At 35.5% G+C, this 17657-nt stretch carries 32 protein-coding genes; all 32 read right to left on the bottom strand.

Going from position 1 to position 17657, the window contains the following annotated elements; genetic code table 11:
• Nucleotides 1-202 precede the first annotated feature (202 nt).
• The 32 genes from rplQ to HMPREF0077_RS04125 all read right to left on the bottom strand — a co-directional run bounded on the left by rplQ (nucleotide 203) and on the right by HMPREF0077_RS04125 (nucleotide 17602).
• Nucleotides 203-544, bottom strand: a complete 342-nt coding sequence (gene rplQ, locus HMPREF0077_RS04280) for a 50S ribosomal protein L17 (protein WP_004836737.1) — start codon at nucleotides 542-544, stop codon at nucleotides 203-205.
• Between the two features lie 9 nt (nucleotides 545-553).
• A complete protein-coding gene (locus tag HMPREF0077_RS04275) occupies nucleotides 554-1510 on the bottom strand; it encodes a DNA-directed RNA polymerase subunit alpha (RefSeq protein ID WP_004836736.1) in 957 nt (318 codons plus the stop codon).
• Between the two features lie 31 nt (nucleotides 1511-1541).
• A complete protein-coding gene (gene rpsD, locus HMPREF0077_RS04270) occupies nucleotides 1542-2135 on the bottom strand; it encodes a 30S ribosomal protein S4 (RefSeq protein ID WP_004836735.1) in 594 nt (197 codons plus the stop codon).
• Nucleotides 2136-2147: 12 nt separating this feature from the next.
• Nucleotides 2148-2543 (bottom strand): 30S ribosomal protein S11, encoded by a 396-nt coding sequence (gene rpsK, locus HMPREF0077_RS04265; protein ID WP_004836734.1) that lies wholly within the window; start codon nucleotides 2541-2543, stop codon nucleotides 2148-2150.
• 6 nt (nucleotides 2544-2549) lie between these two features.
• On the bottom strand, nucleotides 2550-2894 hold the full coding sequence (gene rpsM / locus HMPREF0077_RS04260; protein ID WP_004836733.1) for a 30S ribosomal protein S13: 345 nt from the start codon (nucleotides 2892-2894) through the stop codon (nucleotides 2550-2552).
• A 9-nt stretch (nucleotides 2895-2903) separates the two neighbouring features.
• On the bottom strand, nucleotides 2904-3017 hold the full coding sequence (gene rpmJ / locus HMPREF0077_RS04255) for a 50S ribosomal protein L36 (RefSeq protein ID WP_004818043.1): 114 nt from the start codon (nucleotides 3015-3017) through the stop codon (nucleotides 2904-2906).
• A 285-nt stretch (nucleotides 3018-3302) separates the two neighbouring features.
• Nucleotides 3303-3521: a translation initiation factor IF-1 gene (infA, locus tag HMPREF0077_RS04250; protein WP_040349405.1), complete on the bottom strand. Its 219-nt coding sequence runs from the start codon at nucleotides 3519-3521 to the stop codon at nucleotides 3303-3305.
• Nucleotides 3522-3657: 136 nt separating this feature from the next.
• A complete protein-coding gene (locus HMPREF0077_RS04245) occupies nucleotides 3658-4314 on the bottom strand; it encodes an adenylate kinase (RefSeq protein WP_004836731.1) in 657 nt (218 codons plus the stop codon).
• 3 nt (nucleotides 4315-4317) lie between these two features.
• Nucleotides 4318-5592, bottom strand: coding sequence for a preprotein translocase subunit SecY (gene secY / locus HMPREF0077_RS04240; RefSeq protein WP_004836730.1), 1275 nt, complete (start codon nucleotides 5590-5592; stop codon nucleotides 4318-4320).
• Nucleotides 5593-5610: 18 nt separating this feature from the next.
• Nucleotides 5611-6090 (bottom strand): 50S ribosomal protein L15, encoded by a 480-nt coding sequence (gene rplO / locus HMPREF0077_RS04235; protein ID WP_004836729.1) that lies wholly within the window; start codon nucleotides 6088-6090, stop codon nucleotides 5611-5613.
• Nucleotides 6091-6100: 10 nt separating this feature from the next.
• Nucleotides 6101-6283, bottom strand: a complete 183-nt coding sequence (rpmD, locus tag HMPREF0077_RS04230; RefSeq protein ID WP_040349404.1) for a 50S ribosomal protein L30 — start codon at nucleotides 6281-6283, stop codon at nucleotides 6101-6103.
• 10 nt (nucleotides 6284-6293) lie between these two features.
• On the bottom strand, nucleotides 6294-6803 hold the full coding sequence (rpsE, locus tag HMPREF0077_RS04225) for a 30S ribosomal protein S5 (protein WP_004836727.1): 510 nt from the start codon (nucleotides 6801-6803) through the stop codon (nucleotides 6294-6296).
• A 15-nt stretch (nucleotides 6804-6818) separates the two neighbouring features.
• Complete coding sequence (rplR, locus tag HMPREF0077_RS04220) at nucleotides 6819-7184, bottom strand: 50S ribosomal protein L18 (RefSeq protein ID WP_004836726.1); 366 nt, start codon at nucleotides 7182-7184, stop codon at nucleotides 6819-6821.
• A gap of 10 nt (nucleotides 7185-7194) precedes the next feature.
• A complete protein-coding gene (gene rplF, locus HMPREF0077_RS04215; protein WP_004836725.1) occupies nucleotides 7195-7734 on the bottom strand; it encodes a 50S ribosomal protein L6 in 540 nt (179 codons plus the stop codon).
• A 10-nt stretch (nucleotides 7735-7744) separates the two neighbouring features.
• A complete protein-coding gene (gene rpsH, locus HMPREF0077_RS04210) occupies nucleotides 7745-8140 on the bottom strand; it encodes a 30S ribosomal protein S8 (RefSeq protein WP_004836724.1) in 396 nt (131 codons plus the stop codon).
• Nucleotides 8141-8159: 19 nt separating this feature from the next.
• Complete coding sequence (locus HMPREF0077_RS04205) at nucleotides 8160-8345, bottom strand: type Z 30S ribosomal protein S14 (RefSeq protein ID WP_004836723.1); 186 nt, start codon at nucleotides 8343-8345, stop codon at nucleotides 8160-8162.
• Between the two features lie 13 nt (nucleotides 8346-8358).
• On the bottom strand, nucleotides 8359-8901 hold the full coding sequence (rplE, locus tag HMPREF0077_RS04200; RefSeq protein WP_004836722.1) for a 50S ribosomal protein L5: 543 nt from the start codon (nucleotides 8899-8901) through the stop codon (nucleotides 8359-8361).
• A gap of 15 nt (nucleotides 8902-8916) precedes the next feature.
• Nucleotides 8917-9225, bottom strand: coding sequence for a 50S ribosomal protein L24 (gene rplX, locus HMPREF0077_RS04195; RefSeq protein ID WP_004836721.1), 309 nt, complete (start codon nucleotides 9223-9225; stop codon nucleotides 8917-8919).
• A 9-nt stretch (nucleotides 9226-9234) separates the two neighbouring features.
• Nucleotides 9235-9603 carry a 50S ribosomal protein L14 gene (rplN, locus tag HMPREF0077_RS04190; protein WP_004836720.1) on the bottom strand — a complete coding sequence of 123 codons (369 nt, stop codon included), beginning with the start codon at nucleotides 9601-9603 and terminating at the stop codon, nucleotides 9235-9237.
• Nucleotides 9604-9621: 18 nt separating this feature from the next.
• Nucleotides 9622-9882: a 30S ribosomal protein S17 gene (rpsQ, locus tag HMPREF0077_RS04185; protein ID WP_004836719.1), complete on the bottom strand. Its 261-nt coding sequence runs from the start codon at nucleotides 9880-9882 to the stop codon at nucleotides 9622-9624.
• 5 nt (nucleotides 9883-9887) lie between these two features.
• Nucleotides 9888-10094 (bottom strand): 50S ribosomal protein L29, encoded by a 207-nt coding sequence (rpmC, locus tag HMPREF0077_RS04180; RefSeq protein ID WP_004836718.1) that lies wholly within the window; start codon nucleotides 10092-10094, stop codon nucleotides 9888-9890.
• 2 nt (nucleotides 10095-10096) lie between these two features.
• Nucleotides 10097-10525 carry a 50S ribosomal protein L16 gene (gene rplP / locus HMPREF0077_RS04175; protein ID WP_004836717.1) on the bottom strand — a complete coding sequence of 143 codons (429 nt, stop codon included), beginning with the start codon at nucleotides 10523-10525 and terminating at the stop codon, nucleotides 10097-10099.
• 36 nt (nucleotides 10526-10561) lie between these two features.
• On the bottom strand, nucleotides 10562-11281 hold the full coding sequence (gene rpsC / locus HMPREF0077_RS04170; RefSeq protein ID WP_004836716.1) for a 30S ribosomal protein S3: 720 nt from the start codon (nucleotides 11279-11281) through the stop codon (nucleotides 10562-10564).
• Nucleotide 11282: 1 nt separating this feature from the next.
• Entirely contained in the window at nucleotides 11283-11630 is a 348-nt protein-coding gene (gene rplV, locus HMPREF0077_RS04165) for a 50S ribosomal protein L22 (RefSeq protein ID WP_004836715.1), read from the bottom strand.
• 10 nt (nucleotides 11631-11640) lie between these two features.
• The gene (gene rpsS, locus HMPREF0077_RS04160) at nucleotides 11641-11928 is read right to left on the bottom strand and encodes a 30S ribosomal protein S19 (protein ID WP_004836714.1); all 288 of its coding nucleotides are present in this window, start codon (nucleotides 11926-11928) and stop codon (nucleotides 11641-11643) included.
• Nucleotides 11929-11937: 9 nt separating this feature from the next.
• Complete coding sequence (gene rplB, locus HMPREF0077_RS04155) at nucleotides 11938-12771, bottom strand: 50S ribosomal protein L2 (protein ID WP_004836713.1); 834 nt, start codon at nucleotides 12769-12771, stop codon at nucleotides 11938-11940.
• An 11-nt stretch (nucleotides 12772-12782) separates the two neighbouring features.
• Entirely contained in the window at nucleotides 12783-13076 is a 294-nt protein-coding gene (gene rplW, locus HMPREF0077_RS04150; RefSeq protein ID WP_004836712.1) for a 50S ribosomal protein L23, read from the bottom strand.
• Entirely contained in the window at nucleotides 13076-13699 is a 624-nt protein-coding gene (gene rplD / locus HMPREF0077_RS04145) for a 50S ribosomal protein L4 (RefSeq protein ID WP_004836711.1), read from the bottom strand. Before rplD ends, rplW begins: the two co-directional genes overlap by 1 nt.
• Nucleotides 13700-13713: 14 nt before the next feature.
• A complete protein-coding gene (gene rplC, locus HMPREF0077_RS04140) occupies nucleotides 13714-14343 on the bottom strand; it encodes a 50S ribosomal protein L3 (protein ID WP_004836710.1) in 630 nt (209 codons plus the stop codon).
• An 80-nt stretch (nucleotides 14344-14423) separates the two neighbouring features.
• On the bottom strand, nucleotides 14424-14732 hold the full coding sequence (gene rpsJ / locus HMPREF0077_RS04135) for a 30S ribosomal protein S10 (protein WP_040349401.1): 309 nt from the start codon (nucleotides 14730-14732) through the stop codon (nucleotides 14424-14426).
• A 572-nt stretch (nucleotides 14733-15304) separates the two neighbouring features.
• The gene (locus HMPREF0077_RS10435; RefSeq protein ID WP_004836708.1) at nucleotides 15305-16801 is read right to left on the bottom strand and encodes a hypothetical protein; all 1497 of its coding nucleotides are present in this window, start codon (nucleotides 16799-16801) and stop codon (nucleotides 15305-15307) included.
• Nucleotides 16802-16825: 24 nt separating this feature from the next.
• Nucleotides 16826-17602: a putative ABC transporter permease gene (locus HMPREF0077_RS04125; RefSeq protein ID WP_004836707.1), complete on the bottom strand. Its 777-nt coding sequence runs from the start codon at nucleotides 17600-17602 to the stop codon at nucleotides 16826-16828.
• Between the last annotated feature and the right edge of the window lie 55 nt (nucleotides 17603-17657).

Genomic DNA, 17657 nt, shown 5'->3' with positions numbered 1-17657 from the left:
CCCCCTTTTTTGATTTGTGGTTAATTTAATTATAGGGTAAATGATTAAATATGTCTTATTTTTTTACGAAAAAATCGTGCCGACAGAAGTATCATTTACTTCTACCAACACGATTTATTATAGGCCCAGTATTTTTGGACAAAAAAAAGCACCTTCAATCTCTCAAAGATGCTAGAAGTTATATTATACTTTTAAGTATATTTTATACTAATTCAAGAATAGCACGTTCAGATCCGTCGCCTCTTCTTGGTCCTAATTTTAGTACTCTTGTGTATCCACCATTTCTGTCTTCATAGTTTGGTGCAATTTCTGCGAATAATTTTTGAACAGTTGATGGTTTATAAATATATGCTGCAGCTTCTCTTCTTGTGTGAAGTGTGTTTTTCTTGCCTAATGTAATCATTTTGTCAGCCATTTTTTGTGCTTCTTTTGCTCTAGTTACAGTAGTTTCGATTCTGCCGTTGTCTAGTAATGATTGCACAAGGTTTCTAAGCATAGCATTTCTGTGGTCAGTTCTTCTGCCAAGTTTTCTCTTATCGGCCATACTTACCTCCTATTCATCTTTTAAGCTTAGACCTAACTCGTCAAGCTTTTCTATTACTTCTGTCAATGATTTTTTACCGAAGTTCTTGATTGCTTTAAGCTCAGATTCTGTTACTTCGATGATATCACTTACCCTATTAAAACCAGCTCTTTTTAAACAGTTAAATGATCTAAGGCTTAGGTCCATCTCTTCTATGGTCATAGCCAAATCTTCATTTAAGTTTTCTTCCTCATCATTTACTTCTTCTTCAACTTCTTCGACTTCTGGTGGGAATTGTTGGTTAGGCAATTCTGTGAAGAAGGAGAAGTTGTCGATTAAGATTGATGATCCTTCTGCTAGGGCTTCTTGAGGAGTGATTGTTCCATTTGTCCAAACTTCCATTATGAGTTTGTCATAGTCAGTAGACTCACCTACTCTTGTATTTTCAACAGTGAAGTTTACTTTTTTTACAGGGGTGAATGATGAGTCAATAGCAATTGCTCCTATTGGATCGCTTTCTTTTTTATTTTCTTCAGAAATTCTATATCCCTTACCGTCAGTTACATCCATGGCGATAAAAAGCCTAGATTTTTCATTGACAGTTGCTATATAGTGATCAGGATTTGCAATTTCTACTGAACTATCTTCTTTAATATCTTTTGCTGTTACAATCTTTGGTCCTTCTATGTCTAAGAATAATGTTACATCTTCATCAGTGTGTTTTGTAACGTCTAGACCTTTAATATTTAGAACTATTTCAGGAACATCTTCAACTACCCCATCTATGGTGGAGAATTCGTGAAGAACTCCTTCTATAAGTATTTTTGAGACGCTAGAACCAGGTAAGGATGATAAAAGCACCCTTCTCATACTGTTTCCAATGGTTGTACCATATCCTCGCTCAAGTGGATACAAGGCGAATTTTCCGTAGTGTTCTTCTTCGTTTATATCCAATATTTGTATATTTGTATCTAATTTTTCGATCATGGTAACTCCTTAGTTCTAACTTAAATTCTACCTATTTAGAGTAGAACTCAACGATCATACGTTCTTCAACTGGAATGTCGATGTCTTCTCTTGTAGGGAATCTGTCTACAATTACTTTTAAGTTTTCTATGTCGCTATTTAGCCATTCAACTACACCAAATGTAGCATTTGTTTCTTTGATGGCTTTAAATAATGAGTTTGATCTAGATTTTTCACGAACTTCGATTACATCACCTTCAGAAACCTTGTATGATGGAATATCAACTTGTACTCCATTTACAGTTAGATGTCCGTGAGTTACTATTTGACGAGCTTCTCTTCTTGTTCTAGCAAGACCTGATCTAAATGCAACATTGTCTAGTCTTCTTTCACAAAGAATTATAAGTTCCTCACCTGTTTGTCCCTTCATTTTTGAAGCGGCTTCATAGTATCCTCTAAATTGTTTTTCGCTTACTCCATAGATGAATTTAGCTTTTTGTTTTTCTCTTTGTTGCATTCCGTATTCGGAAAGTTTACTTCTTCTATTTGGAAGAGCTCTCTTGCTTTCTCCTGTGTATCCTAGATATGCTGGAGAAATACCTAAAGCTCTAGCTCTTTTATATACTGGATCTTTTGATACTGCCATAATCGCGCCTTTCTACACTCTTCTTCTCTTTGGAGGTCTACATCCATTGTGTGGAATTGGAGTTACGTCTTTAATCATTGTAACTTCAAGACCTGCAGCTTGTAGACTTCTGATTGCTGATTCTCTTCCTGAACCAGGACCTTTTACATAAACTTCTACAGTTTTTAGTCCTTGGTCGATAGCTTTCTTAGCTGCAACATCTGCTGCTTCACTAGCTGCAAATGGTGTAGATTTTCTGCTACCTCTAAATCCTAATTGACCAGCAGATGCCCAAGATAGTGCATTACCTTGCATATCTGTAAGGGTCACCATTGTATTGTTAAATGTTGAGTTAATGTGAGCTTGGCCACGTTCAACATTTTTCTTGACTCTTCTTCTTCTTGAAGTAGTTTTCTTTGTTTTAGCCATTTCTTATTAACCCCTTCTACCTTTTCTGGTTCTCGCATTGTTCTTTGTGTTTTGTCCTCTTACAGGAAGATTGTTTTTATGTCTTAATCCTCTATAGCTACCTATTTCTTTAAGAGCTCTAATGTTCATTGAGATATCTCTTCTTAGATCTCCTTCGATGTGGTAGTTATTTAATTGTTCACGGATTTTACCTAATTCTTCTTCTGTAAGGTCTTTCATCTTTGTATCAGGATTGATTCCTGCATTTTTTAAAATTTCATTAGAAGTTGAACGGCCTATACCATATATATAAGTTAGTCCAATTTCTGCTCTTTTTTCTCTAGGTAAATCTATACCAGCTATTCTTGGCATTGAACCCTCCTAACCTTGTCTTTGTTTATGTTTTGGATTTTCGCAAATCACCATAACTTTACCGTTTCTTTTGATAATTTTGCATTTATCACACATTTTTTTAACTGATGCTCTAACTTTCATTTTGACTCCTCATCTTATGATTATTCCTAATGAATGGGTAGTACTTGAATTTATTTGAGTGAAAAATTGGATTTTCCCAAGATGACGCCTCTCGAAAGGCTTTATGCCTTTCTCGCTTAGTTTTTCGGACTCGCTCCTGTCGTCTCGAAATGAAAATCTTGCGATTTTACACCCAAGATGATGTCCTCTCGAAAGGCAATTTGCCTTTCTCGCTTAGTTTTTCGGACTCGCTTCGCTCGTCTCGAAAATGTAAAATCTTGCGATTTTACACCCAAGATGATGGGACTACTTCTTTCTCCAAGTTATTCTACCTTGACTTAGATCATATGGAGATAATTCTACAGTTACTTTATCTCCTTCTAGTATTCTTATGCTGTTCATACGAAGTTTGCCTGATATGTGGGCTTGTATTTGATGACCATTTTCAAGCTCGACTCTAAATATTGCGTTTGGCAATGCTTCAACAACAACTCCTGTAACTTCTATAGCATCTTTTTTTGACATCGATAGAACCTCCTTTTCTTTGTCCTCATGTCTATTGAATGCCTCTTCCAATTGTCTTATATCAATAAGACATCTAACAAATATAATCTCTAAAAGATTCTATCGCACTTTTCTTTCTTATCAGCATAAATTAGAATTATTCTCCTAATTTATCCAGAAATTCTTCAAAAACTTCGTCTGGAGAATTTGTGCCATCAATACTAAGTAATATACCTTTTTCGTTGAAGTAATCAATTAGTACGGATGTGTGTGCATTGTAAACATCGATTCTGTTTTTTACAGTTTTCTCGTTGTCGTCATCTCTTTGGATGAGCTCTTCTCCACACTTATCACAAATATCTTCTCTTTTTGGAGGATTGTTGTGTATGTGGTAGCTTGCTCCACAATTGGTGCACACTCTTCTGCCAGCGATCCTTTCTATAAGAATTTCTTCTGCTACGTCAAAGTATACGACATGATCTATTTTTTGATTTCTTTCAATCATTCCTTGATCAAGAGCTTTTGCTTGGTCAAGGTTTCTTGGAAATCCATCAAAAAGAATGATCCTTCCTTCTTTACTTTCGTCTTTATGCTTATCGAAGGCATCCCATACCAAATCAATTGTCAATTCATCTGGTACAAGATCGCCTCTGTCCATGTAGGACTTAGCTTTTAGACCTAGTTCAGTCTTGTTAGAGATATTATATCTAAATATATCTCCAGTTGCTATCTGAACTGCTCCCTTTTTTTCTATGATCTTATTTGCTAATGTACCCTTTCCAGCTCCTGGAGGGCCTAATAAAATAATATTCATTTCTTACCTGTTTAAAAAGCCTTTGTATTGTTTCATTGTCATCATTGCTTCGATTTGTTTAATGGTTTCGATTATTACACCAACTACGATGATTACGGATGAACCACCAAAGGAAATTTGTAATCCTAAAACTCTTGATGAAATAGCTGGAATTATTGTTAGTAAGGCTAGTGCTATTGAACCTATGAAAGTTATCTTTGTTGATACACTTGCTAGGAAATCACTAGTTGGTTTACCAGGTCTTATTCCAGGAACGAAACCACCATTTTGTTGTAATTGCTTTGCATATTCTACAGTATTGAATTGGATTTGATTGTAGAAATAAGCAAATACTAGGATTAGTATAGTTTGTATTAGTAAATACACTCCGAATCCAACAGTTGTGCCTTGGAAAAAGTGCGATATTGAGCTTTTACCATTACCACCAAAGAATAGTGATACTGTTGATGGTATAGCTAGAACTGCTGATGCGAAGATGATTGGCATTACACCTCCCATGTTTACCTTTACAGGAATGTGGGTTGATTGGCCACCATACATCTTACGTCCAACAACTCTTTTGGCATATTGGATTGGTACTTTTCTTTCACCTTCAGATATCAAAACTACTGCAAGCACTATAAATACAATAATTACTGCCATTATTACTATAGATGCTACGCTAGTTGTATCATAGTGAAGTCCTTGTTTCCACCTAGCAATTGTTCTTGGGAAGGATGCTATAATACCCATGAAGATTATAAGACTTGTACCATTTCCAAGTCCTTTTTCTGTTATGGTTTCACCCATCCATGTTACAAACATAGTACCACCAATTAGGACTATATTCATTACTATCTTTTGGAAACCTGTAGCAGATGATAGGGCTGCACCGTATAGACCATTTGTTATGGCTATAGCTTGGAAGATTGCAAGACCAATTGTTACATATCTGGTATATTTTTGGATTGTTTTTCTACCTTGCTCACCTTCTCTTGATAACTCTTCAAGTCTTGGTATTACAACAGATAAAAGTTGCATTACGATTGATGCGGTGATGTAAGGTTGTACTCCTAGGGCAAATATGGAAAGGGTGGATAAGCCACCACCTGTTAGCATATTTAAGTAATCTACGAGTGTTCCTTGAATATTGTTGTATGCATCTGCTAGTGCTTTTGAATCGATAAATGGTATTGGAATATTATTTCCTAGTCTATATACTACAAGCATTAGAAGAGTGAAATAAAATCTTTTTCTTATTTCTTCTTCTTTTGCTGCCTTTTTAATTATATCTAGCATTGCTCACCATGCTTTCTACTAAGCTTTTTTAGATGGTTTAACCCATTTAGTAGTTTCGATTACTTCGATACTACCGCCAGCTTTCTCGATTTTCTCTACAGCTGATTTAGTAAATTTGTGAGCTTTTACTGTTAGCTTTTTGTTAAGTTCTCCATCTCCAAGAATCTTAACTCCTGCTTTAGCTTTGTTTTTGTTTAGGAATTTATTTGCAAATAATAATTCTGGTGTTACTTCTGTACCATCTTCGAAAGCATTTAATGTTTCAATGTTGATTGTTTCATAAATCTTTCTATTGATGTTTTTAAAACCTCTTTTTGGAAGTCTTCTGTATAGAGGCATTTGACCACCCTCGAAGCCTGGTCTTGTACCGCCACCGCTTCTTGAGTTTTGTCCGTCTTGTCCACGACCAGCTCTTGTACCGTTTCCTGAACCAGGACCTCTACCTTTTCTTTTGCCTTTTTTCAACTTCGCATTAGGTTGTAATTCATGTAATTTCATCTTACACCCCTTAGTTTAATTCGTTTACATCAACCATGAATGATACTTTCTTAATCATTCCTCTGATTGCTGCATTGTCATCTTTTGTAACAGTTTGGCCGATTTTTCTTAGGCCAAGTGCTTTACAAGTTGCGATTTGTCCATCTTTTCTACCGATAAAAGATCTTTTTAGTGTGATTTCAAGTTTCGCCATTTTACTCTCCTTAATAATCAAATTCTTCTACCGATTTACCACGAAGTCTTGCAACTTCTTCAACAGTTTTCATGCTTGAGAATGCTTCGATACAAGCGTTGATGATATTTCTTGGGTTTGATGTACCTAAGTTTTTAGCTCTGATATCTTTGTAACCAGCTAATTCACATACCGCACGAACTGGACCACCAGCGATGATTCCTGTACCTTCTTTTGCAGGCATTAGGAGAACTCTACCACTTGCTTTTGATCCATGGATTCTGTGTGGGATTGTTGTTCCAACTATTGGAACATTAATCATGTGTTTTTTAGCATCTTCGCTAGCTTTTCTAATTGCTTCTGGTACTTCTGTAGCTTTTCCTGTTCCGATTCCAACATAACCATTGCCATTTCCAACTACTACTAGAGCTGAGAATCTAATGTTACGTCCACCCTTTACAGTTTTAGCAACTCTGTTTATTGCAACTACTCTATCTTCGAGGTTTAGTTTTTCTACTTCGCTTCTTAATAAATAATTCATCTAATACCTCCTCAATTAAAACTTAAGACCAGCTTCTCTTGCTGCTTCTGCTAATGCTTTTACTTTTCCGTGATATAGGTAGCCGTTTCTGTCAAATACTACAGTTTCGATTCCCTTATCCAAGCAAGCCTTAGCTATAGCTTCGCCAACTTTTTTAGCTGCTTCAATATTAGCATTATTCTTTGCTCCAGCAGAAACTGATTCTTGTAGAGTGTTTGCACTAGCTAGTGTTACTCCATTTACGTCATCAATTGCTTGAGCATAGATATTTGTGTTTGATTTATAAACGCTTAGTCTTGGTCTTTGAGGAGTTCCGCTTATCTTAGCTCTTACTCTTTTTTTACGAGTTAAAAGTTTATCTTGTTTAGTTTTTTTAGCCATTACTTATCTCCTACTTACCTGTTTTACCAACTTTACGTCTTACATGCTCACCTTCATATCTGATACCCTTGCCCTTGTATGGTTCAGGTTTTCTCCAGTTTCTGATGTTTGCAGCATGTTGACCTACTAATTGTTTGTTAATTCCCTTAACTACAATTGTTCTATCATTTGGTACTTCAACTTCGATTCCTTCAGGATCTGCCATTGTTACTTGGTGAGAGAAACCTAAGTTCATTACTAGGTTTTTACCTTGTTTGTTAGCTCTGTATCCTGTTCCTTCGATTTGAAGTGTTTTACTATATCCTTCTGACACTCCTACAACCATGTTGTTGATAAGAGATCTATATAAACCGTGATCAACGTTTTGTGCTTTTGTGTAGTTTTCTGGTATTTTAACTAAAAGTTCTTTTTCGTTAAGTTCAAGTTCTACATTCTTAGAAACTTCTAGGCTATCATTTCCCTTTGGTCCCTTTACACTAACTAGTCGATCATTAATTTCAATTGTTACTCCAGAAGGTATTTCAATTGGAAGTTTTCCTATTCTTGACATATATATCTCCTTACCATACGTAACAAATAACTTCTCCGCCTACATTCTTGCTTCTTGCAGCACGGTCAGTTAATAGTCCTTTTGATGTTGAAATGATTGCTGTTCCAAGACCGTCAAGAACCTTTGGAACTTCATTTGCCTTTACGTAAACTCTAAGACCTGGTTTAGAAATTCTTCTAAGACCTGAGATTACTTTTTCACCATTTTCAGTATATTTTAAATCAATTGTAAGAATACCTTGTTTGCCGTCTTCTTCTACGTTAAATCCTGTTATAAAGCCTTCATCAAGCAGAATTTGGGCAATAGCTTTTTTCTCATTAGAAGATGGTAAAGAAACTTGTTTATGGTTTGCTTTGTTACCATTTCTGATTCTTGTTAGCATATCCGCTATTGGATCTGTCATCATAATTATTATTCCCCCTTAATTACCAGCTTGCTTTTCTAACTCCTGGAATTTGTCCATTATTTGCAAGTTCTCTAAAGCAAATACGGCAGATTCCATATTTTCTTAAGTAGCCGTGTGGTCTTCCACAAAGTTTACATCTTGTATATTCTCTTGTGGAGAATTTTTGTTTTCTTTGTTGTTTAGCTCTTAGTGACTTTTTAGCCATTTTTGCTCCTTAATTATTTCCTAAATGGCATTCCCATTAATTCTAAGAATGCTTTTGCTTCTTCATCTGTTTTAGCTGTAGTAACTATACTGATATCCATACCATGTAAGAAATCTACGTTATCATATTTGATTTCAGGGAAAATCAATTGTTCTTTAATTCCAAGTGAATAGTTTCCACGTCCATCAAAGCTGTTTGGATTGATACCTCTAAAGTCCCTAACTCTTGGAAGTGAGATTGAGATAAGCTTGTCTAGGAAATCATACATTTTCTCTCTTCTTAGTGTAACTTTAGTACCAATTGATTGACCTTCTCTTAGTTTAAAGTTAGCTACAGATTTTTTAGCTTTAAGCTCAATTGGTCTTTGACCTGTAATAAGAGCAAGCTCCTCTTTAGCTGCATTTAAAAGGTTTTGGTTATCTTTTGCTTCACCTAGTCCTACGTTTATAACAATTTTTTCAAGCTTTGGTACTTGATGAACATTTTCATAACCGAATTGTTCTGTAAGTTTACCAACAACTTCGTTTTGATATTTTTCTTTTAATCTACTTGTCATAATATCTCCTTTGAACTAGTTGAATTTTTCTTCTGTTTTAGTAGATACACGAACTTTTTTGCCATCTACGAATTCTACTCTAGTTCTAACACCTTTTTTAAGTTCTTCTGAATATAGAAGCACTTTAGAAGCATCGATTGGACATTCTCTTTCGATTCTTCCACTTTCGCCACCCATTTGGGTTGCTTTTTGGTGTTTGATTCTAATATTTGCACCTTCAACTATTACTTTATTTTCTTTTGGTAGGGCTTTAATAACTTCGCCTACATGTCCTTTATATTCACCTGATATTACTTGGACTTTATCGCCTTTTTTAATGTGCATATAATCCTCCTATAATACTTCCGGTGCAAGTGAGATGATTCTCATGAATCCTTCACTTCTCAATTCTCTAGTTACTGGTCCAAAGATTCTTGTTCCAACTGGGCTCTTGTCATCTTTGATAACTACAGCCGCATTTTCATCAAAGTTGATTGTTGAACCATCAGCTCTTTTTAGGCCTCTTTTTGTTCTAACGATTACAGCTTTAACTACAGAACCTTTTTTTACCGCTGCTCCGGGTGTTGCACTCTTTACTGAACAAACTACAACGTCACCGATATTAGCATATCTTCTTCCAGTTCCTCCAAGAACTTTAATTACTGAAAGTTCTCTTGCTCCGGAGTTATCTGCAACTCTCATACGAGTTTCTTGTTGTATCATAATAATCTCCTATATCTATTAAACAATTTCTGCCGCAAGGCTTACGCGAACTAGTCTCCATCTTTTTGTTTTAGATAGTGGTCTTGTTTCCATTATTACAACTGTATCGCCAACTTTAGCCTCGTTTAGTTCATCATGAGCTTTGTATTTCTTGCTTCTATTCATTCTTTTTTTGTACACTGGGTGTTGGATCTTTTCTTCAACTAAAACTGTTATAGTTTTATCCATTGAATCAGATACTACAACGCCCTTTAGCACGTGTCTTCTATTTCTTTCCATGAAACTTAAGCCTCCTTATTTAAATTAAGCTTTCTTTCTGTTTGGATTGTCTTAACTCTAGCTATATCTTTCTTAACATTTCCTATAGCTGCTGGATTTTCAAGTTGTCCTGTTGCAAGTCTAAAACGAAGATTGAAAAGCTCACTTTGTAAATCATTTAATTGTTTATCTAAATCTTGGTCTGATAAATTTCTGATTTCTGCTACTTTCATCCTTATTCCTCCGTACCTGTAACTTCAAGTCTTTGGATGAATTTTGTCTTGATTGGAAGTTTTTGTGCAGCAAGTCTCATAGCTTCTCTAGCAACTTCTTCACTAACACCACTCATCTCAAATAGTACTCTTCCTGGTTTTACTACAGCAACCCAATATTCTGGAGCACCTTTACCAGAACCCATTCTTACTTCTGCTGGTTTCTTAGAAACTGGCTTGTCTGGAAATACTTTAATCCAAATATTTCCGCCTCTTTTTATATATCTTGTCATCGCACGACGAGCAGCTTCTATTTGATTTGCAGTCATCCAGGTAGCTTCTGTAGCTTGTAGGCCATATTCACCGTAAGCTAGTTCGTTACCCTTTTGAGCAAACCCCTTCATTCTGCCTCTGTGTTGTCTACGATATTTAACTCTTTTAGGCATCAACATAATAATTCTCTCCTAATTCTTTAAATAGCGATATCCTTATTTATTATTTGGACGTCTATTATTTCTTTTTCTTCTGTTATTATTTCTAGGTTGTTTCATTTTTGGTTCTCTTTGAGCCTTTTCTCCTGGAAGAACTTCGCCCTTGTAGATCCAAACTTTACAACCAATTTTACCATATTCTGTGTCAGCTTCTGCAAATCCATAGTCAATGTTTGCTCTTAGGGTTTGAAGTGGAATTGTTCCTTCAGAATATCCTTCGCTTCTTGCCATATCAGCTCCACCAAGTCTACCTGATACCATAGTTTTGATACCCTTAGCACCAGCTCTCATTGTTCTTTGGATAGATTGTTTCATAGCACGTCTAAAAGCTACTCTGTTTTCTAGTTGGCTTGCAATACTTTCAGCAACAAGTTGTGCAGCAAGGTCTTGGTATTTGATTTCTTCAACGTTGATGATGATTCTCTTAGATGGGGCAGCCTTTTCAAGTTTCTTCTTTAACTCTTCAACTCCTGCTCCGCCCTTGCCGATTACCATACCTGGCTTTGCAGCGAATATTGTAATCTTTAGGTTGTTTACTGCTCTTTCTATTTCTATATCTGCAATTCCTGCATCATATACTTCTTTTTTAACTATTTTTCTGATGTTATAATCTTCAACTAATAGCTCTGAGAAATCTTTCTTGTCAGCGAACCATTTTGAATCCCAGTCTCTGATAACACCTACTCTAAATCCTTTAGGGTTTACTTTTTGGCCCATCTTATTCCTCCGTATCTTCTATATCTGCTAGCACTACGCCGATATGACTTGATCTTTTTAGTATTGGATATGCGGCACCTTTAGCCTTTGGATGCCATCTTTTCATTGTTGGAGCATCGTTAGCATATGCTTTTTTAACATAAAGGTTAGCTCTATCAAGTCCGTTATTGTTTTCAGCATTGGCAATGGCACTTTTTAGTACATCTGAAAGAAGTTTAGCACCTTTTTTGTTAGTAAATCTTAAAATGTTAAGTGCTTCATCTACTTGTTTGCCTCTAATTTCTCTAGCTATATAATGAACTTTAAGAGGAGAAATTCTTTGATATTTAGCTATTGCTTTAACTTCCATAGTTTCTCTCCTATCTCATTTTGCTTTTCATTTCAGTAGCCTTTTTAGCGTGGCCTCTGAATGTTCTAGTTGGTACGAACTCACCTAATTTGTGTCCTACCATGTCTTCTGTTATATATATTGGAACGTGTTTTCTACCGTCATGAACTGCGATAGTGTGTTCTACAAATTCAGGGAATATTGTAGAACGTCTTGACCAAGTCCTAATTACTTTTTTCTCATTTTTTTCATTTAATTCGTCAATTTTCTTCATTAAATGATCATCGACAAATGGTCCTTTTTTTATAGATCTTGCCATTATATCCCCCTATTTTTCGTTTCTTCTTCTTACGATGTAAGATTCAGATTGTTTTTTAGTGTTTCTTGTCTTAACACCGATAGCTTTTTTACCCCATGGTGTCATTGGTGCTGGTCTACCAATTGGTGTTCTACCTTCACCACCACCATGTGGATGGTCAACAGGGTTCATTACAGATCCTCTTACGTGAGGTCTTCTACCTAGATATCTGCTCTTACCAGCCTTACCAATTCTAATAAGTTCGTGTTCAGCATTTCCTACAACTCCGATTGTAGCCTTGCAGTTTAGGTGGATCATTCTCATTTCACCTGATGGAAGTCTAAGTGTTGCGAAGTTTCCTTCTTTAGCCATAAGTTGAGCTCCAACTCCTGCACTTCTTACAAGTACTGCACCACGACCTGCTCTAAGCTCGATGTTGTGGATTGTTGTACCTACTGGAATATCTTTTAATTCTAGAGCGTTACCTGCTTTGATATCAGCTTCACTTCCTGATTCAATAACATCTCCAACTTTTAGTCCCTTTGGAGCAAGGATATATCTCTTTTCACCATCAGCATAAGCAACTAGGGCAATGTTTGCTGATCTATTTGGATCGTATTCTATAGTTTTAACTCTAGCTGGGATATTGTCTTTATCTCTTTTAAAGTCGATTATTCTGTATCTTCTCTTAACTCCGCCACCACGGAATCTAACTGTTGTCCTACCTGTGTTGTTTCTACCACCCTTTGATTTTAGATCAACTGTAAGACTTTTTTCTGGTCTGTCTGTAGTAATTTCTTCGAATGTTGAAACAGACATATTTCTATGACCGTTTGAAGTTGGTTTTAATTTTCTAATAGCCATTTAAACCCTCCTTATAGTCCATCGAAGTATTCAATATCTGCACTATCTTCTGTTAATGTTACGATAGCTTTTTTCCAGTCAGCTCTTTTACCATATCCGTATCTTGTTCTTACAGATTTTCCAGTAAAGTTCATAGTTCTTACTTTTTTAACTTTAACTCCGTCAAAAATAGCTTCTATTGCAGCTTTGATTTCTGGTTTGTTTGCATTCTTGTCTACTTCAAAAGTGTATTTGTTACTGTCAAGCATTTCCATGCTTTTTTCTGTGATTATTGGTCTTTTGATTATTTCGTAAGGTGATTTCATTAGATAAATACCTCCTCAAGCTTAGCAATCGCATCCTTTGTGATAACTAACTTGTTGTGTCTAACTAAGTCATAAACATTGATTAGGCTTGCAGCTGCGACATCTACTCCTTCGATATTTCTAAATGATCTATATACTAGTGTGTCATTTTCAGCTGTAACTACATATGCTTTCTTACCAGCATTTACTGCTTCAAGAACTTTAACAGCTTCTTTTGTTTTAGCGTTTTCTAAGCTTAGGCTATCAAGAACTACTAATTCATTGTCGTTAAGCTTTGATGTAAGAACTGAATATAATGCTTTTCTTCTTAGTTTCTTTGGAACTTTGTAACTATAATCTCTTGGCTTTGGTGCAAATACAACTCCACCGCCTGTGTAGTGAGGAGCTCTGATTGAACCTTGACGGGCACGTCCTGTTCCCTTTTGTCTAAATGGTTTACGTCCACCACCACGAACTTCTGAACGAGTTTTCGCAGATTGTGTACCTTGTCTTTTATTTGCTAGTTGGTTTTTAACTACTTCATAAACGGCATGTTCGCTTATTTCTGTATTAAATAGAGTTTCGTTTAGCTCTAAAGAACCAACATTTTCTCCCTTAATGTTTAAAATATCTACTTTAGGCATTTATTCCTCCTTAATTAGGCTTTTATAGCTTGTTTAATTTGAACAAGTCCGCCCTTAGGTCCTGGAACTCCACCTTTAACTAAGATGTAGTTATCTTCAACACTTACTTTAACAATTTCAATGTTTTGGATAGTAACTCTTTCATTACCCATCTTTCCTGAACCTTTTCTACCTTTGAAAACTCTTGCTGGGTCAGAACCTGCAGCTCTTGCACCTGCAACTCTGTGTGATTTTGAACCGTGGCTTGCTGGACCTCTTCCGTAGTTCCATCTCTTGATAGCACCTTGAGTTCCCTTACCTTTGCTTGTAGCAACTACATCTACGATATCTCCAGCTTCAAATTGTTCAACTGTGATAATATCGCCAAGATTTAATTCTGGAGTTTCATCTCCGAAATTAACTTCTCTTAGGTATCTCTTTGTGCTTGCGTTAGCCTTTTTAAAGTGTTCTCTTACTGGTTTTGTTACATTCTTTTCTTTTTTGTCCATGTAACCAACTTGGATAGCGTTGTAACCATCAGTTTCTACTGTTTTAACTTGTACAACTACATTTTCGTCAGCTTTTAGGACAGTAACAGGAGTAATAACTCCATCTTCGTCGATGACTTGAGTCATGCCTACTTTTGTTGTAAATATACTCTTCACTGAGTACCTCCTTAATTACAGCGGATTGATGATCTGTCAAATCCTATTGACTAGATTATCTTCAATCATCCTAATTACAGTTATAGCTTAATTTCGATGTCGACACCTGCAGGTAGGTTTAGTTTTTTAAGTGAATCTAATGTCTTTGCATTAGGACCTATGATGTCGATTAATCTTTTGTGTGTTCTTTGTTCAAACTGTTCTCTTGAGTCTTTGTATTTGTGAACCGCTCTCAAGATAGTAATTTTTTCTATCTCAGTTGGTAATGGAATTGGTCCACTTACTTCAGCTCCGGATCTTTTAACCGCTTCTACGATTTTTTCTGCTGAGCTATCGATTACTTCGTGATCGTATGCTCTTAGTCTAATTCTTATCTTTTGATTAGCCATTTTTCCTCTCTCTTTCTTTACGCCCACCCGGGCGTTTGATAATAATTTGGAAATCGCTTAGGATTATTCCTAAACTTGCTAGGTGAAAGTTTCCTTATTTCCTTGGCCTAAGAAACAAGCAACATCTCACTTCACAGCACTTATATATGATACATCAAAAAGCTTAATAAATCAAGTGTTTTATCAGCATTTTTTGCATGATTTGAAACTCTTATTAGCTTAAATATATCACTAGCCTTAACTAGCTGTTTTTTAATATACTAGCTAATTTATCAATTGCAAATTTTTTCTTATTTATTTTTCAAATTGTAAATTATTTTTTCTTTTTTCTTTTTCTTTGGAAATTTTCTAATGTTCATCTATATTTTTACCAGAAACTTTTCTTAGCTTACATTTTTCTTTCAAATCAAATTTCCTTATATATATATAGAAACAATTTTCATATATAGTTTTCTTGAAGGATAATTGAGATATTTTTATTATAATTTTAATAGCTTTTTAGTAATGATAAGCTCTCTTAAAACTTAGCTTGATTTTTTTCTAGCATATTTCAAGAGAGCCTAGCTTCGAAATTATTTGTTATTTTTCTTATCCATATCTTCTAGGTGGGCCTTGGCGTATTTGAGGTATTCTTTCATCACCTTTATTCTAGCATATTTTTTATCCTTACCTTCTACGATTATCCATGGAGCATAAGCTTTATTAGTTCTAGCTAACATTTCATCCATAGCCTTTATATATTCATCCCACTTAGCCCTGTTTCTCCAGTCCTCATCAGTTATCTTGTAGAGTTTGTCTGGGGTATTTTCCCTAGCCTTAAATCTCTTGTATTGCTCATCCTTATCTATGCTTACAAAAAATTTGAGGATAAGACTTCCATGATTGTAAATTTCTTTTTCCATAGCTAGTATTTCATCATAGGCCCTATTCCACTCACAAGTCTTGGCAAAGCCTTCTATTCTTTCTACCATGACCCTGCCATACCAAGACCTTGAAAATATCGCTAGGTATCCATCCTCTGCTAAGTCCTTGTAAAACCTCCGCAAGTAGTGGTGGGCTAGTTCATATTTGCTTGGTGCAGAAATAGCAAAGACCTTATATAATCTCGGATCAATTTTTTTTACAAGTCTTTCTATGGCGCCATCTTTTCCTGCAGCGTCTACTCCTTCAAAGACAAGTATTGTTGATATGCCCCTTTGGTAGTATTCGAAAGCCATATCCCTTATCTGTTTTTGGAGGGCTTTTTTCTCCTTTTTGTATTCTTCGTCTGCTATAGTTTTTTCTAAGTTAATATTTGATAGTATAGATGTTTTTGCCTCATAGTCTCTTTCAATATTTTCCTCATCCTTTATCTGGATACCTACTCTTTCTATACCCATGCTTATCTCATCTAGGAGTAGACCTAAAGCTTCTTTGCTAGCATCTTTTTTGTCGATGCTATCTATTATATGCCAGGGACTTGTTGGGAAATTCGTCGCATTTAAAATTTTTTCAAAATTCTTTTTGTAGGCCTCATAATTTTTATTTTGTTTTTTATCCACTGAGCTGATATAAAAATGCCCGCTAGTAGATTTTTCTGAAACTCTCATTCTTTCTTCTTGGGTCTTTTGATCAATGTTTAAGAAGATTTTAACTATTATCATCTTGCTATCATAGAGCATCTTCTCATGTTTTTTCATAGATTCGATTCTTAAACTTAGACTTTCCTCATCTATATCCAAATCATTGAAAAGTTTGTAGTAGAAAGATTGGGCAAATATTTTGATATGGCCATTTTGTGGAGTATTTTCGAAAAACCTCTTCATGGTAGGAAACTTATCTTCATATTCCTCCTTATTCTCAAAGACTTCTACATCATAGTATTTGGGGTTAAGCTTACTACATATATCATTGATAACATAACCCCTGCCAGATGATTCAAAGCCATCTACCATGATAAGGACGGCTATATCCATATTCTCACATATTCTAGTAAGCCTTGCTAGCCTTTGGGCAAGGGTTGACCTCTTAAAGGATGTAAACTTCTTTTCTCTTTTTTCGCTTAACTTCATAACAATCCCCTTTTTCATATTCCTACCCTTTTTCCAAAATTTTTAGTCCTCTCTTAATCTTTGACCAATCCTTTCTATAAGATTTGGGAAGGCCCTTAATAATCTCCTCTCAGATTTTTTATCGAAAATCATCCTAACATCAGCTCTTAGCTTATCTTTTTTCTCATCAAGCTCTAGGGCGAGCTTGCTTTTCTCAAACTCCTCCTTCTTATCCTTTAGGTCAAGGCTTCTTTCTGCAACTTTTTCTCCAATCCTATCGGATACTTCTTTAATCTTTTCTGATGACTTTTCTATTTCCTTAAACTTCTTATTAATACCTAAAAGTGTATTAACCGTAGCTAGGCAATCTAGCATTAAGACCAAAGAAAATCCAATATCTGCCCCTAGCAAAAATCCACTCGTAAAATGGCTTAAAAAATGAACAAGTAAAGGATGGACTGCTTCATGGAGGATAAAGCATAGAGCACCCCATATCAATGAAAACTCTAAGCATATATAGCCCCTTAGGTTAAGAAGCTTGTCGGAATAATCCCACCACTTCATATGAAAAAGCTTTTCTAATATAAAGCCCGTAAGGTATTCTACAAGGGTTGCAATAAACATTGATGAAAAAAATAAAAGCAACTTATTGTTAGTTTCTACCAAGGATAGAAAATACAAAACTCCTATGGCTCCAAAACCATAGACTGGACAGTAGGGCCCATTCAAAAATCCGCTATTGACAAAGATTCCCCTAGTCATAGCCTTATAAAAAACTTCCAAAATCCAACCAATAAAGGCATAAATAAAAAAATAAGTTAGGTAATAAACAAAATCCATAAGCTTCCTTTCTGCAAGTAATATAAATTTTTTTATCTGTTACTATTATAACAAA

The organism is Anaerococcus tetradius ATCC 35098 (genome assembly GCF_000159095.1).
Taxonomy (GTDB): domain Bacteria; phylum Bacillota; class Clostridia; order Tissierellales; family Peptoniphilaceae; genus Anaerococcus; species Anaerococcus tetradius.
Note: the sequence above shows the minus strand (reverse complement) of the source record. Positions and strands in the feature narration are given on the sequence as shown.